Source organism: Candidatus Zixiibacteriota bacterium, from assembly GCA_026397505.1.
GTDB lineage: Bacteria > Zixibacteria > MSB-5A5 > GN15 > PGXB01 > JAPLUR01.
Genome location: JAPLUR010000038.1, coordinates 1 through 15,100 on the forward strand (window position 1 = coordinate 1; position 15,100 = coordinate 15,100).

A 15,100-nucleotide genomic window follows, 5' to 3' on the forward strand; every position below is an offset into this window, starting at 1 on the left:
GGTTCGGTCTTATATGGTCTGGTCTTAATGACCGGACTTCTGGCTGTCATAATTCTGGGCAGTGTTGGAATCATATTCGCACCCGCCCAGGATGGGAAAACCGGCCTGCCGAAATCAGTATCCTCCGGCGATGCGATGTCAATTGCCGGCCTGCCGGGGAATGGCTTCTCCTATGACGAAAGTGAGCCGGCCGGCCCGGAAATGATATTTTTCCTTTCGGTCCCGGCGGTCGTGGGAAGTTACAACCTGGATGATAATTGTCCGGCTCCCAAGGCGGTAGGCGGCAAAGCTTTTGAGGATATCAAATTCCGGCGTTTTGATGCTCTGACCACGACCGCATCAATCTCTCCCGAAAAAGCCTGTGAGTTTACGCTGGTCGGCGCCAAGCCCTCCGGCACCAGTTAGATTTCCCTGCCTCGATTCTGATTTTTCTCCCGATAATAAATTAGATAAGAAACTAATAACTATAGTTAAAGGAATATCTCTATGAAGGGTCAAACTTGGCGATTGGCAGTAACCGGAATCTTTATTGTTATGGCTTTCATCGGATTCTGGAATACTCTGCGGTATTGGACTCTCTCGGGGACCGACAGACAAAAAATGGAGGAGATTCGGCCCGGCTCAGCTCAGGAATTGGAACGCAAAGCGATGCGGCTGGGGCTGGATTTACAGGGCGGTTTGCATGTTGTTCTGCGCGTCCAGATGGAAAAAATCGAAGCCTCGGCCCGTGTTGATGCTGTCGATCGGGCTATTCAGGTCATCCGCAACCGCGTCGATTTCACCGGCGTAACCGAGCCGGTCATTCTGAAACAGGGTGATGACCGGATCATTGTCGACCTTCCGGGATATACCGATGCCGCTCAGGCCGAGAATATTATCGGTCAGACGGCTCAGCTGGAATTCAAACTGGTTGAAAGCATGGAAAACGCCGGCCTGATTCTCAAGAAGATCGACTCCATTGTGGTTGCGGCCGGCAAGACCGGCACGGAAAGCAAAGTGGCGACCGCCGGGGCGGAATCAAAAGTCAAAGACAGTGCCACCACGAGAGACACCTCTGACGTTTTCGGCGAAATGCTCAAGGGCGATACCGGACAGGTTGCCGATACGGCTCTCAGTGAAGGGGAAACGCCCTTCACACAATACCTGGAGCCGTTTCTTTACAGTTCCAAGAATAATACTCCCTGGCCGGGATATGTGATAGCCATGCGGGACCGGGGATTGGTGGAAAGAATTCTGGCCATGCCGGAAGTGAAGCGGGTTATTCCCGAGGATGTTCAGTTCTCCTGGTCAACGCGCACCGATATTAAGGCCGCTCAGTCGGTTTATTATCTATATATCCTGAAGAATAAGGTGCAGTTCCTCGGCAAGAATCTTGAACGTATCAAACTGGGCCGGGGTCAGAGTCAGGAACATACCGTTGATTTCCGTCTCTCGGGACAATCCTCCGCCGCCTTTGCGCGTCTTACCGGCGCCAATATCGATAAGCCGCTGGCCATCGTCATCGACAACAGAGTGGAATCGGCGCCGTTCATTAACTCCAAGATTCGCAATGACGGTCAGATAACGATGGGCAGTTCAGCGACCATCAAAGATGCTCAGAACCTGGAAATCGTCCTCAAGGCCGGTGCTCTCCCGGCCCCGGTGGAAATAATCGAGAAAAACGTTATCGGGCCGACCCTTGGTTCCGACTCGATCCGGAAAGGATTGATATCCTCAATTGTGGGACTGATTGCCGTATTCCTCTTTGTCGGCATATACTATCGCCTATCGGGCCTGATTGCCGATATCGGATTGCTCTTCAACATCTTCTTCCTGCTGGCCATCATGGCCGGCCTGAGCGCCACCCTGACCATGCCGGGTATCGCGGGAATCATCCTGACCATCGGTATTTCGGTTGACTCCAACATTCTGATATTTGAAAGGGTTCGGGAGGAACTCCGTTCCGGGAAAACAGTCCGGGCCTCCATTGATGCTGGATATAATCGGGCACTCTTAACCATCATCGATAGCCACGTAACCACCCTGATTACTGCCGGCGCCCTGTTTATTTTTGGAGCCGGCCCGATTAAAGGCTTTGCAGTTTCCCTCTTCTGGGGCGTAACCATATCGCTTTACACGGCCGTGATTATTACCAAGATGATTTTCGACATCCGCAAAGGCTACCAGTCCCTCAGCATATAAGGAGAAAGAAAATGTTCAGAATACTCAAAGAAACCAATATAGACTTCATAGGTCAGAGGTATAAAGCCTTCACCTTTTCAGGAATATTGCTGGCCATCGGTTTGTTTGCCATTGTGATGATAATTCTCGGCAAGGGTAATATGGGACTCGATTTCGCCGGCGGAACCATGCTCCAGGGAAATTTCAATCAGGCCATCAATGTTTCCGACCTCCGCTCCGCGGTGACAGGAGGCGGTTTCGAAGAAGCCTCGATTCAGAAAGTTGAACGCTTCAACGCCCCCAATTCGTTCATCATCAGGGTAAAAGAAACCACCGTCGGAGGGGAAAAAGCGGTCGACAAGTTGATGAGTACTATATTAACCTCTTTCCCCAACAATAAATTCAATAAGGATTCCGAACACACCATCGGGCCGGCTGTCGGAGAATCATTACGCAAGACTACCCAGTGGGCGGTCCTTATTTCGGTCCTCGGCATGCTGGTTTATATCTGGCTGCGGTTCGATTTCCGCTCCGGCGTGGCCGCCACCGTCGCTACTTTCCATGATGTCATCGCGGTCATGGGGATCTTCTATATTCTCGATAAGGAAGTCACCCTGCTGTTAATTACGGCCTTGCTCACTCTGGCCGGGTACTCCCTGACCGATACGGTCGTGGTTTATGACCGAATCCGCGAGAATTTGAAAAAATTCCGCAAGAAAGGGGATTTTGTCAATACGGTCAACCGCTCCATCAACGAGGTTCTTTCGCGAACCATTATGACTTCCATGACCGTTCTTCTGGTGGTGGTCGTTTTATTCCTTTTTGGCGGTGAGGTTCTGCGCGATTTTTCTCTGGCCATGATTCTGGGCGTGATTGTCGGAACTTATTCTTCCGTTTTTGTCGCCAGTCCGATTGTGGTTGAATGGGAGGCCCGTTCACCGCGCCGATTTAGATAGAGATGCTGTAAATAAAAAGCCCGCTCCGGCGGGCTTTTTTATTACCTTATCCCGGAACCGTTGAAACCATGGCCACCGAAATAGAAATAAAACTCGACCTTCTCGATGAGGGAAACTATAGCCGTCTGCTGGGTCATCTCGGAGTAACGGGGAAAGAAATAAGGCAGGAAAACTACTTTTTCGACACCGACCGGTTGGACCTTGGCCGGGCCGGATGGGCGCTGAGAATAAGAATCGAAAACGACACCGCCGCTGTTACCGCCAAGGGCCCCGCGTCGGAGAATCCGGACCGCCTGGCTGTCCGACCGGAGACTACTGTCCCACTTCCGATCCAACGGGCAGCAAGATTTATCAACCGCGGCTTCCAACTCCAGGAGCTTCCGCCCAGCCTGAGAGAACATTTGCAGGGATATGCGGGAGATGATATTTTGAAACCTTTACTTCAATTTGCCAATTTGCGCACTACGGTTGATTATCCGGCGGGAGAAAATACCCTGGCGCTCGAGGTCGACCAGACCATCTTTGCAGATAAGTCGATCAATTATGAACTGGAGGTGGAACTGGCGGGCAAAGAAGAATATGACCGGGTTATGACGGCCTTGGCGGCTCTATTCAATAAAATTGCGATTCCGATTGTGGTTCAAAAAGAGAGCAAATTCGCCCGCGCCATGCGCAAAATTAACCGGGAGCAAATTTGAAAAACTATTGTATAATTATAATAATCGACTGGTGAACAAAACTGATTAACAACAACATGAGGTTATCAATGAAGAGAAAAGTTATCTTATCGCTGCTGCTTGCTATAATCGGCCTGGTCCCTGCTCTGGCACAGCCGCCGTCACCGATTTATCCTTTTTCCATGTCTTATGATTCTTCCCTGAACCTGATGACGGTCGTTTCGGAACCACCGGGATTTACCCGATATCCTGATGCCAAAGTGACCCCCTTTCAATTATGGTTAACCAACCTTCCCCTTCTGCCGCTCAATATCGCCGTTGCCCGATGGGATGGGCAGATAATTATGCGCGCCGATTCCACGGGGGGAGTGATTGATTTCGGTGTCGGCTCAGAAAACCAGAAGGATGCCGATATCCCGCTTCAACTCTTGCTGGAATATCTCCGGGTTAGAGGTTCACTGGGCAATTATCCCATAATCATCAGACGGGGCGATACCCTGACCTACAATAAATGGCTCAACGGAATATACAGCAACGGCCCGCGCAATGAATTATTTTATACTCCCGGCGAGAAACGGGAAGCTTCCGAAATGGAATACTACCGATACCTCCAGCTTATCATAACCGAAAACGATGGCAAATCGCTGATTAAAAACCTGATTCCTGTGGATGACAATAATATCGCCCCAGGGACCGTCTTTGTCCAATTCAGAAAGGATGTTCCCGATTCGACCGGGCATACGGCGGTCATTCTCGATGTCTGCACCAATCCCGAAGGGGAATTGAGGATTCTGGCCGGATGGGGCGGCGACCCGGCCCAGTCATTCTTTGTTGCCCGGCCGTTGCCGATCAGCGATCGGGTCTGGTTTACTCTTGAGGAATTTAAACAGCGGCTTCAGAAATATGGCGAGGGGAATTTCTACCGGTTCCCCAACCGGTAGTTTTTTATTGCCAGAGAGATTTCGGCGATTATCTTCATGGATATGAGCCGAGCAAAATTCATATTTTCGTGCGGGCTTTTGCTGTGCCTTTTTCCGGCCATTCTGCCCCGGGAGGGCGCCGCCAGAACCCTGACCATCGAGCGCGGTTCCGACCTTCAGGGGGTGATTGATTACGCCTCGGACGGTGATACTATTCTGATCGGCGAGAAGACAATCGAGGCCAATCCGGTCAGCTTTGATGATTCTCTATGCGGCAACTGTGCCGATCAGAAAACGGTCACCAGAGCCAGATATGGATTTATTATCAGGAACAAATCCCTGCATTTAATCGGCACCGATCGAAAGAAATCCGTTCTACAAACCAATGCCGGCTACGGCGTATTCTTTGTCAATTCGCCGCATTCCTCTATTGAGAATCTGACTATCACCGGGGGCCGAAGGGATCCCGATGGCAATGCCACCGATGCCGCTATTGTAGTCCGCCGCTCCGAACTGCATGCCCATCATCTTAATATTATCAACAACAACCACCGGATCGATTCCGTCGTGGTCGGGATCGGCGGCATATTCGGCCGGGAGGGCGCGGAACTCCATATCGACCAGTGCGATATCATCGGTAACGGCTGGGATGGAATTGCCCTGTACCGCGGCGCCTCGGCGGTCGTAACCGACTGCAATATCAAAGAGGGTCGCGGTGTCGGTATCGGAGTTACCTGGGATGCCACCTGTATCGCCTACCGCAATGTGGTCACCGGGTACTGGAAAGGTATCGGCGCTTTTGGCACGTCATGGGTGTTGGCGCACAATAACGCTGTGTTCGATAATCTCGGCTGGGGAATAATCGCCACCGGCAAGGCTTTCATGGACATTGCCAATAATGTTATTAATCATAACGGCAATTGCGGGGTGGCCCCCTGGTCGACCGACTGCCGCGGCCGGATTATAAATAATATCATCACCAATAACGGCTGGCGCAAAGAATGGGTCTGCCCCTGTGTGGGTATATGGAACTACGGCGACTGGGCTAAATGGGAATTTGCCTATAACATTGTCTGGAATAATAAGGAAGGGAACTATCGCGATATCTGGGATCAAACTGAGCTCAACGGCAATCTTTCGGTCGATCCCAAATTTGTCGCGGAATCGGTCTATATCCTTAAGGATGATTCTCCGGCCATAAATGCCGGACATCCGGAGGTATCCAACACTGATGGGAGCCGCTCGGATATCGGCCTCTACGGCGGGCCGCAGGGCAGAGAGCGGTAGCTGATTCTCGGACAAAGAGATAGGCGCATTTTTGCGCCCCGGCGGTTATTGATTACTGATTATTTCAATGGTAAATAAGAGAGTTGATTACCGGTGTTTAATTTCCGATAATTTAAGAAGAGTACCTTAATAATCCAGCGAAAGGAGTCATAGTGAAGAGATTAATATGCTTGGTACTGATGACCATCCTGGCAATGGGACTGGTCTGGCTTCCCGGCTGCGACAAAGAATCAACCTCCCCGAAACTTAAAACGGGCGATACGACCGATGCCGGTTTTCTGGTCATGAAAGAGCTTCTTGGTGAGGGCGTCATGGGTCAGGACCGCGGTATGATCAATATTGCTCTGGAACTGACAAATCAGATACCCGGTGTGCTGAACCGGCTGCCTGCTCCGTTCAAACATGCGGTCGCCGGCGATTCGATCCTGGTCAACTCATACACTTATCTCCAATTCTGGCATATTTTCGCCTGCAGCGTCTTCGCCAGCGACGGCAGCGATTATTTCATCTTTACCGGCATTGATTCGCTGCGATTTGCGAATGCCGACGGCTTTGTAAGATACCCGGATAGCACCGTCAATGCCATGAATACTCGTTATCATTTTCTGGTGGCGGCCGAATTGGGCGCAAGCACAGCCATGATGACGGACCATGGAAGCTGGGATATTACCGGAGAATGGGATAACTTCATGCGCATAAACGGCCACTCGGCCGATACGGTTGATTTCCACCTGGTCAAAAATGATACCGCCTACTGCAATATCGGGATGACAGTGGGGCAAACCATCAATAACCTGTACCTTGATTCTGTCGCGATGAACGATGAGGGTTGCCCGCCATCCGGTTCGATTGTCATGATTGCCTCGTTGACCATGGAATGTGTCAATGTCCCCAACGCCGACTCGCTCAATGTTGAAGGGCGCTGGACAGCCGCATTTAATTTCCATGATCCGTCAATGACAGTTTCTTTTTCTGACGGTACCACCCTCTGGACAGTTACCGACGAGTGCCGCGACAGCAGCGAGCCAACCAAGATTGGGCTGCTGAAGATGATGGAAACGCTTCGGGATTATAAGAAGTAGATAAATCTTAATACTCATTTAAAGGGCACGTTTCGGCGTGCTCTTCTTGTTTATATTATTCAATCATCAAAAGCGCCAGGATATGCCGAAAGTCGGCCTATCTCGGTTCCTCTAATTACGAGCCACTATATCAGGCTCCATTTATTCTCAAACACCTTTACCGATCTGAGAATATTTCGTATCATTGGATTGCATGAATTTTGTAACTATTCTCGGGATTGCATTCGGGCTGGCGATGGATGCTTTCGCGGTCGCCATTGCGGTCGGAGCCAGGTTGGAGCGCCCCAATTTCCGGTCCTTCTTCCGCCTGTCGTTCCATTTCGGCTTATTTCAGTTTATGATGCCGATTGTCGGCTGGTTGGCCGGAAGTCAGGTGGCCAAGCTGGTCCATAACTGGGATCACTGGGTCGCATTTGGTCTTCTTGCCGTTATCGGCGCCAAGATGATCTACGAATCATTCCACAAACATGAGAAGAACCTAAGTCTGGCCGACCCGACCCGCAAATGGTCTTTGGTGCTCTTATCGATTGCCACCAGTATCGATGCACTCGCGGTGGGATTGAGCATTGCCTTTCTCGAGGTCAAAATTCTCTGGGCGAGTATCATTATCGGAATTGTGGCGGCCGGCATGACATTGATAGGTATGGGGTTCGGCAAAACTCTCGGCGCCCGATTCGGGAGAGCGATGGAGTTCACTGGGGGCATTATTTTGATCGCTATTGGAATCAGGATACTTCTGGCGCATATGACCTGATGGCGGCCTCCCGCAACGTGACTCTATATCCTGCGGACATATTCGAATTTCCCAAACGACTAAAGGCGGGAAACCCGACCACATCGCAGAAAATCATATTTTAAAACAGTAGTTATCGCAGAATCGAGCAAGCGATTCCATATCGAATAAGAAGACTCGGCGGTACTTCGATAGGATTGCCGAGTCTTTCTATTTGGGTTGTAAGATACAAAATGCCCCGAAAAAGCCTGTCACATTCCTTTCAACTCCGAGGTGCACTGCGGGCAGCGGGTGGCTTTGATCGGAATAGCCGAGAAGCAGTGCAGGCATTCTTTGGTGGTCGGCTCAACCGGGGCCGGTTCCGGCTGGCGTTTGAGACGGTTCATCTGTTTTATCAAAAGGAAAATGACAAAGGCGACGATAACGAAATCGATGACCGTATTGATGAAAAGGCCATAGTTGATAGTGGCGGCGCCGGCCGCTTTGGCCGCGGCCAGATTGTCGAAAGGTATCCCCGAGAGATTGATATAAAGACTGGAAAAATCGACTTTCCCCAGAAGCAGGCCGATCGGGGGCATAAGGATATCGGCTACCACCGAAGAGATAATTTTGCCGAATGCGGCGCCGATAATGATACCGATCGCCATATCGACAACGTTTCCCCGCATGGCAAACTCTTTGAATTCCTTCAGCATATTTAATTCCTCCTTGCGGTGAAGGGTTCCATCCGCCTGCCGGCGGATGAGGTTGACCATCTATTATCTGACTTTATTAGTCTTCATAAATCACGGCGGTTCCATTTACCGAAACCATCAGCATATTGCCGCCGCCCATACCGATAGTTTCATAGTCGAGATCGATTCCAACTACGGCATTGGCTCCCAGACCTACCGCCTGCTGAGTCATTTCGCTCAGCGCTATCTCTCTGGCCCGGCGAAGCTCTTTTTCGTATGCCTCGGAGCGACCGCCCACGATGTCCCGAACACGAGCAAAAATATCCTTGAAAATATCCGCCCCCATGATTGCCTCACCGCTAACCAATCCCAGATATTTAACGATCCTTTTTCCCTCAATATTAGGGGTATTTGTTAACAGCATTTTTTGACCTCCTGATAATTTTCTCTCCGCCTTCTTCGCGGCCGACATAACGCAATGAACCTGATATATATGCCACAATTATCATCAACGTAATCAATTATGCAATGATTTTTTATACAAAAAATGGACAAAAGTGGGAGCCAAATTATTATTCCAATATATTTTTTGAATTGAGGAACCTTTCCGAACCAGGTCGTGTTTAACCCTTGATTGAAATGAGCCATGAGTGATAACAAACATGGCCTAATTTGCTCTTTATTGAGAAGAGGATAATAGAATGAAAGCAAATATCGGAACAAGTGATAGAGTGTTCAGAATGCTTCTTGGCGTCGTCGTTATTCTGATTGGAGTTATCGCCGAAAGCTGGTGGGGGTTGATTGGCCTTCTGCCGATTATGACCGCCGTGACCAGTTTTTGCGGTCTCTATTCCCTGCTGGGGATATCCACCTGCAAGGTTAAGGCGACCCAGAAAAGCTGAAAATATAAAAATAGACTGTTTTAGACCCCGCCTCATGATTTTACAACGAGCACATCAACCGGCCTAGCCGGAGGCGGGGTTCTTATTTTGATGCTATTTCCCAGCACAACATATCGCAAGTAAATGCCTTCCAAAAAAATAGTTGCCTTTTTTAATTCCTGGCCTTTTCTTATAAAGGATTAATTATCTCCATTTTGGGAGAGATAAGAAAGAGAGGAAATCGATTTGAGCATTTATCCCGAATTATTCGGTAAGCATGCCCTGGTTACCGGGGCCGCCCGCGGTTTCGGAAAAGCAATTGCCCTTCGGCTGGCCCAAGAGGGTGCTATCGTCGGCGTCAACTATCGCCGGAGTATCAGTGATGCCCAAAGCGTGGTCGACGAAATCACGGCCATGGGCGCTCAGGCCGTTCCATTTCGCGCCGATATCGGCAAGGAGGAGGCGCTCGACCGGATGTTCGAGGAAATAAAAAGCATTTGGGGCAGGCTCGATATTGTCGTGGCCAACGCCGCTTTTGGCGTTCCCGGCAAGCTGATGGAGTCTACCTCTCGTTACTGGGATATTACCATGTCGGCCTCGGCTCGTTCTCTTCTCGATCTGGCCAAACGTGCCGCGCCGCTTATGAATAATAATTGGGGACGGATAGTCAGTATCACCAGTGATGGCGGGCAGAAAGTCATCCCCGGCTATGGGGTGGTCGGCCCGGCCAAAGCGGCACTGGAATCATTGACCCGTGGCCTGGCGTATGAACTGGCCCCGCGCGGCATCGTGGTCAACGGCGCCCTGGCCGGTCTGGCCGATACCAAATCGGCCCGCTCTATTCCCGGCGCTCACGAGGTCATCGATCATGCCAAATTCCACACTCCGATGGGGCGAATTGTTGATGGCAATGATATCGCCAATGTGGTCGCTTTCCTCTGCTCAAATCAGGCCAATATGATTTGCGGCCAATTTATCGTCGTTGATGGCGGCCGGAATATTGTCGGCTAATACCGCAACATAATCGAAATTTGATAGTTGCGTCAGTTCCTGCGCGAGTCCAACAAGCGTGTGAACTGACGCATTGAGGCTGTCCCATAAGTTTTGGTTGATTGGCATTGATGGAGCGATTAATATGGTGGTGAATTGGAGGAAGAGAGATGATATATCGTCGCGAGGATGTTAATCAATTGGGGTTTTCCTGTCTTCATGATGAGGTTGCGGGGGAGCCCTTAGTCCTGACAATTGATAGGTTTGTCGAGCAACTGGATTTGCAGACCCTGCAAGCGCGGTATAGCGAGGCGGGAGCGGGGTATTATGATCCGGGGATGCTGTTGAAGATATGGTTTTATGCCTATTGTGATCGGAGTTGGCGTTGCCGGGAAGTTGCACGGCGGTTACGTTATGACGTGCGCTATCGTTATTTTGTGGGGACGCATCGGCCGGATTTTCGGACGTTAAATCGTTTTCGTCACGATCATTTGGATCTATTGACGGACTACTTTGCGGCGCTGGTGGGACATTGCGAACAGTTAGGATTGATCGACAGTTCGGTCGTGGCTTTGGATGGGACGAAGATACGGGCGAATGCCTCAGGTCGGAAACGTTCGGGGCAGACTCTGCGACAGGAGATCAGCCGGCGCCTGGAGCGTGACGTGCAGTCTGATAATCTTGATGGAGAGGTGACGGCGGTGAGGTCGAGTGATCCGGAAGCGCGCTTTATGAAGACCGGCCAAGGAGCGATTCGTTTGTGTTATAATGCTCAGGTGGTGGTCGACAATAATCAGATAATTGTGGCCGCCGATGTTGGGTCGGATGCCGACGATAAGTCGTCATTGCCGCCTTTATTGGAGCAGGCCCAGCGTCAGGTGTCCTCGGAGTTGGGAGCCATTGTGGCTGATGGCGGATATTATTCGGGGCGGAATCTGAAGTATGCGCAAGAGCGCGGGCTGGATGTTTATATTCCAAAGGGGCGAGATGAGCACGACGTTTTTGGGCAGGCGCAGTTTGTGTATGACCGGATAAGCGACCGCTATCGTTGTCCGAACGGACAGTGGTTGAAGCGCAGCCAGCAACGACAACGAAATGGGGTCATGAAAACTACTTATCGAAGCACGGTGGTGCAATGTCGAGATTGCAAGCTGAAGACGGCGTGCACTCACGATCGGTATCGAGCTTTAGAAATCGCTGAGACCTTTATCTACGAGCGACAACTCGCGGCCAAGTTGGCTTCGCCGGAAGGACAGGCGATCTATGTTCGACGGCAGAGTCTGGTTGAGCCCGTCTTTGGCAATCTCAAATTTAATTTCGGTTTCAGGCGCTTCAGCCTGCGTGGCCTGGCCCGGGTGAAAGGCGAGTTCCTACTGCTGTGCATCGCTCATAACTTAAAGAAATTGGCAAAATGCCGGGGAGATCGTGGAGTCCTGGCAACGATTAGTATAAGTTTAGCTATGATTCTGGCCCATATAGAACGCTGGCAAACGCATTTTCGGACTCTCAGGGTCAGCGGACGCCAAAATCCACTCCCAAACCCCTTAACCTGAATTTCGATATCAATAAAACTAACTTATGGGACATCCTCGCAAGGGTCGCCCGTGCAAGAAAAGTTTGTCAATCACTGCCCAAGGATGCTACCCTTGCGGTCGCCCCTGCCGCCAAGGTCAGAAATTTCCCGCTGTCGCGATGACATAATTGGCGGTGTCGAAATACCGCCGCGCCGCTTTCATTACCGCCCCTTTATCCACCCGGCGAATCTGGTCGATATAAACATCATCATAGTCATATCCTACACCCAGATACTCATTGACGCCCATATAGTATGCCTGATTGATTCGCGACAGGTTGGCGGTCAGGTTTGATCCCCAGATGGAGTTGATCGCCTCTTCAACCTCCTCATCGGTCGGCATCGCCGCCTTCAATTTTGCTATTTCAGCAATGATGCCGTTTTTCGCCTTCTCAAAATTGGCCGTGCCGGTTCCGATGCTGCATACAAACCATCCGAAATTTCTATCGAATGAAACCGAGGCGCCGACCGAATAGGCCAGCCCCTGTGCCTCGCGAAGATTTTTCTGCAGCCGCTTGGAGAGAACGGCGCTGGTGACATCCAGTGCGGCGGCATCGGGCGACTTGGCCGAGGGAAGCAGGCTCCCCAGATAGATATAAACCTGCTCTTTTTCCATCTTTTGATGCGCGGTCTTTATCCCCGAGATATTCCCCGGACGAACCACCTCGATCGGCTTGAACCCCGTCGCTGGAATCTGCCCCAGGCTCATTTTAAGGAAAGCCATGATTTTTTCCGGCGCATCATTGGTGCCCACGGTGATAATCATATTTTCCGGTGCGTACATTATGCGATGGTGCTCTTTTAGATCTTCAAGGGTAATGGAGCCGATTGTCCGGAAATTCCCCTCGATTGACCTGGAATATGGAGTCCCGTTAAAGAGAGTGGAATAGAAAAGATTTCGGGCGACTTTATAGGTGGAACCGCTGTTTCTTCCCAGAAGTCCCATTATCTCCGCCCGCACCTTTTCCACCTCCACCGAATCGAACGCCGGGTGGGCAATCATGTCGCTAAAAAGCTCGATCCCCTTCTCGGTGAACTGATCGATCGTTTCGAATTTCATGAACGAAAATTGCCGGGTGGTGTAACGGTCATCATAAGGAATCCAGGGATTGTCGTAGAGCGTGACATTGGCGCCGATCGCCGCCAGTTCCTTGGCCAACTGGTCGGCCGGATGAGTGGTTGTCCCTTTTTCAATCAGATGATTGACAAAATCGGTGATACCATCTTTCCCCTCCGGCTCGGTGGCGGAACGGTTCATCCCGATCACGTTGAGAGCAAAGACCCGGCTGTCGGGGTTTGATTTGACGATGACGGTCAGGCCGTTGGGAAATACCTCTTTTAGATATTTGGCATATCTTTTCTCTTCCGGTACTACCGGTTTAATTTCCGGCATTTTGAATTTCTTTCCCTGAGTCAGATCATAAGTCGCGAATTTAGCGGTATGATAATATTGTGTCACCTCTGTCTGAGTCGGCCCGGAGGGAGCATAAGGCTTCTCAACCGCCCCGGCAATCGGAGTAACGACCGTAGCGATATAACCCTGATTGGTCAAGTAGTCTCTGGCCGCGGTTTCAATATCGGAAGGTTTCAACGAATCGATTCTTTCTTGCAGTTTCTCGAAAAAATCCCATCCGGTGGTAACCATAAGGGGCGCCATGGTGAAACCGTAATAGTGCAGCTTTTCCGACATATAGATTTCCTGGCAACGCCGGGAAACTTTGTAGCCGTTCAGAAGTTCCTCCGACGGCGGAGCGAGGGGAAGGCTCACAAGGATGCTGTCGGTGAGGGCAATTATGGAATCGACCTTGTCGGCTTTCTCGGTGACAATTTGAATGTCGAGCCGGGAAAACTCCTCCTCGGTGGAAAGCGAGATTGATACGGAGCCGGCCAGCGGGTCCGAACCGGCTTTAAGAGCCTTGAACAAGGGCGAGTTTTCCTCATCGGAGAGGTAGCTTTCCAGAAGAACAAAGGCATAATAATCCGGCTCGGTGAATCGGGGCGCCTCGATCGAATAGTCTATGTAGGTCGATTTGGTTTTGGCAACCGTCTTAAAAACCTGCTTCCCGGCAAGCTTCTTGTACTCGATGATCGGAGCCGGAGGCAATTCCGCTATCGGAAATTTGCCGAAAATGGACTTGACTGTCTCGGCCATCTTCAGAGTATCAAAGTCGCCGATAATAAGAGCAATCATATTGTTCGGTCCGTAGAACCGTTTCCAATAATCAATGACCGCCTCGCGGGGGATATTGGCAATGGTTGATTCATACCCGATCACCGGCCGCGCATAAGGGGTCCCGGCCATTGCCTTCTCAGAGGAAAAATTCTCGGCCGGCGAACCCTCGGCATCATTGTCTTTTTTCATTTCTTCAATTACAATTTTGCGCTCTTTGGGAAACCTGTCCTCGGGGAAATTGGAGTTAAAAAGCATGTCGGCCTGTGTGGCCATCCCGTATTCGATATAATCTTTGGGCATCAAGACGAGATAACCGGTCATGGCCTGCTGGGTGAAGGCGTTGATATAACCGCCGAGCCGCTCGATTCCCTGCGAAATCTGTTCCTGAGTCTGAGTGGCGGTGCCATCGAACAGCAGATGCTCCAGAAAATGGGTGACACCATTATTATAAGGAGTCTCATATTTACTTCCCGACTTAACAAAAATAAGACTGGTCACCATCGGTGAGGAGTGATTTTCCTTGAGAATGACCTGCATGCCATTATCGAGAGTGAACCGGGCGATTTTGGGAGCCTGAGCCCCAACCGGTAAGGCAAAAATGAACAGGAAAAGGACCGCCAGAAAAAGGGTAAGCCTATTGCGGCCAGGAAATCTGAATGTGGGAGTAGAAAACATGAGTTTCTCCTTGGAGATAATAGTTTTGCTCAAAATCAATACATCCTGAAATTTATCAGCGTGTCACTCAAACTGCCTAACTCTATTCATAATAAAACCTTAAGCTATCGGCCGGGATAATTTCTGTCAAGAGGAAAGACCAGATTTAAATTGACAAGTGGCCGATTTCCAATATATTGTAGCAAAATTTATGAGTCGAATTCAAAACAGAGAATATACCGGTTCGGTCTTATATGGTCTGGTCTTAATGACCGGACTTCTGGCTGTCATAATTCTGGGCAGTGTTGGAATCATATTCGCACCCGCCCAGGATGGGAAA

At 50.4% G+C, this 15,100-nt stretch carries 14 protein-coding genes; 11 read left to right on the forward strand and 3 right to left on the reverse strand.

Annotated elements, in window-relative coordinates:
• The 8 genes from NT002_02065 to NT002_02100 all read left to right on the forward strand — a co-directional run.
• On the forward strand, positions 1–405 hold a 405-nt coding region (locus tag NT002_02065), incomplete at its 5' end, for a hypothetical protein (protein MCX6828056.1).
• 81 nt (positions 406–486) lie between these two features.
• Complete coding sequence (gene secD / locus NT002_02070) at positions 487–2,181, forward strand: protein translocase subunit SecD (GenBank protein ID MCX6828057.1); 1,695 nt, start codon at positions 487–489, stop codon at positions 2,179–2,181.
• A gap of 11 nt (positions 2,182–2,192) precedes the next feature.
• Positions 2,193–3,116: a protein translocase subunit SecF gene (secF, locus tag NT002_02075; protein MCX6828058.1), complete on the forward strand. Its 924-nt coding sequence runs from the start codon at positions 2,193–2,195 to the stop codon at positions 3,114–3,116.
• A 68-nt stretch (positions 3,117–3,184) separates the two neighbouring features.
• Positions 3,185–3,814, forward strand: coding sequence for a CYTH domain-containing protein (locus NT002_02080; GenBank protein MCX6828059.1), 630 nt, complete (start codon positions 3,185–3,187; stop codon positions 3,812–3,814).
• Between the two features lie 68 nt (positions 3,815–3,882).
• Positions 3,883–4,734, forward strand: coding sequence for a DUF4846 domain-containing protein (locus NT002_02085; GenBank protein ID MCX6828060.1), 852 nt, complete (start codon positions 3,883–3,885; stop codon positions 4,732–4,734).
• 42 nt (positions 4,735–4,776) lie between these two features.
• Positions 4,777–6,000, forward strand: a complete 1,224-nt coding sequence (locus NT002_02090; GenBank protein MCX6828061.1) for a right-handed parallel beta-helix repeat-containing protein — start codon at positions 4,777–4,779, stop codon at positions 5,998–6,000.
• Between the two features lie 152 nt (positions 6,001–6,152).
• Entirely contained in the window at positions 6,153–7,082 is a 930-nt protein-coding gene (locus tag NT002_02095; GenBank protein MCX6828062.1) for a hypothetical protein, read from the forward strand.
• 193 nt (positions 7,083–7,275) lie between these two features.
• Positions 7,276–7,836: a manganese efflux pump MntP family protein gene (locus NT002_02100; GenBank protein MCX6828063.1), complete on the forward strand. Its 561-nt coding sequence runs from the start codon at positions 7,276–7,278 to the stop codon at positions 7,834–7,836.
• A gap of 230 nt (positions 7,837–8,066) precedes the next feature.
• On the opposite strand, the gene mscL is transcribed toward NT002_02100, so the two are convergent.
• Together mscL and NT002_02110 are read right to left on the reverse strand one after the other, a co-directional pair.
• Positions 8,067–8,510: a large conductance mechanosensitive channel protein MscL gene (gene mscL, locus NT002_02105; GenBank protein MCX6828064.1), complete on the reverse strand. Its 444-nt coding sequence runs from the start codon at positions 8,508–8,510 to the stop codon at positions 8,067–8,069.
• Positions 8,511–8,586: 76 nt separating this feature from the next.
• On the reverse strand, positions 8,587–8,913 hold the full coding sequence (locus NT002_02110) for a heavy metal-binding domain-containing protein (GenBank protein MCX6828065.1): 327 nt from the start codon (positions 8,911–8,913) through the stop codon (positions 8,587–8,589).
• Positions 8,914–9,190: 277 nt separating this feature from the next.
• Between NT002_02110 and NT002_02115 the strand changes: the two genes are divergently transcribed.
• The 3 genes from NT002_02115 (at position 9,191) to NT002_02125 (ending at position 11,913) form a co-directional block, all read left to right on the forward strand.
• Positions 9,191–9,391, forward strand: a complete 201-nt coding sequence (locus NT002_02115) for a DUF2892 domain-containing protein (GenBank protein MCX6828066.1) — start codon at positions 9,191–9,193, stop codon at positions 9,389–9,391.
• 225 nt (positions 9,392–9,616) lie between these two features.
• Positions 9,617–10,381: an SDR family oxidoreductase gene (locus NT002_02120; protein MCX6828067.1), complete on the forward strand. Its 765-nt coding sequence runs from the start codon at positions 9,617–9,619 to the stop codon at positions 10,379–10,381.
• A gap of 149 nt (positions 10,382–10,530) precedes the next feature.
• On the forward strand, positions 10,531–11,913 hold the full coding sequence (locus tag NT002_02125; GenBank protein MCX6828068.1) for an IS1182 family transposase: 1,383 nt from the start codon (positions 10,531–10,533) through the stop codon (positions 11,911–11,913).
• A 117-nt stretch (positions 11,914–12,030) separates the two neighbouring features.
• Here NT002_02125 and NT002_02130 read toward each other — a convergent pair whose 3' ends face one another.
• On the reverse strand, positions 12,031–14,814 hold the full coding sequence (locus tag NT002_02130) for a pitrilysin family protein (protein ID MCX6828069.1): 2,784 nt from the start codon (positions 14,812–14,814) through the stop codon (positions 12,031–12,033).
• Positions 14,815–15,100 lie beyond the last annotated feature (286 nt).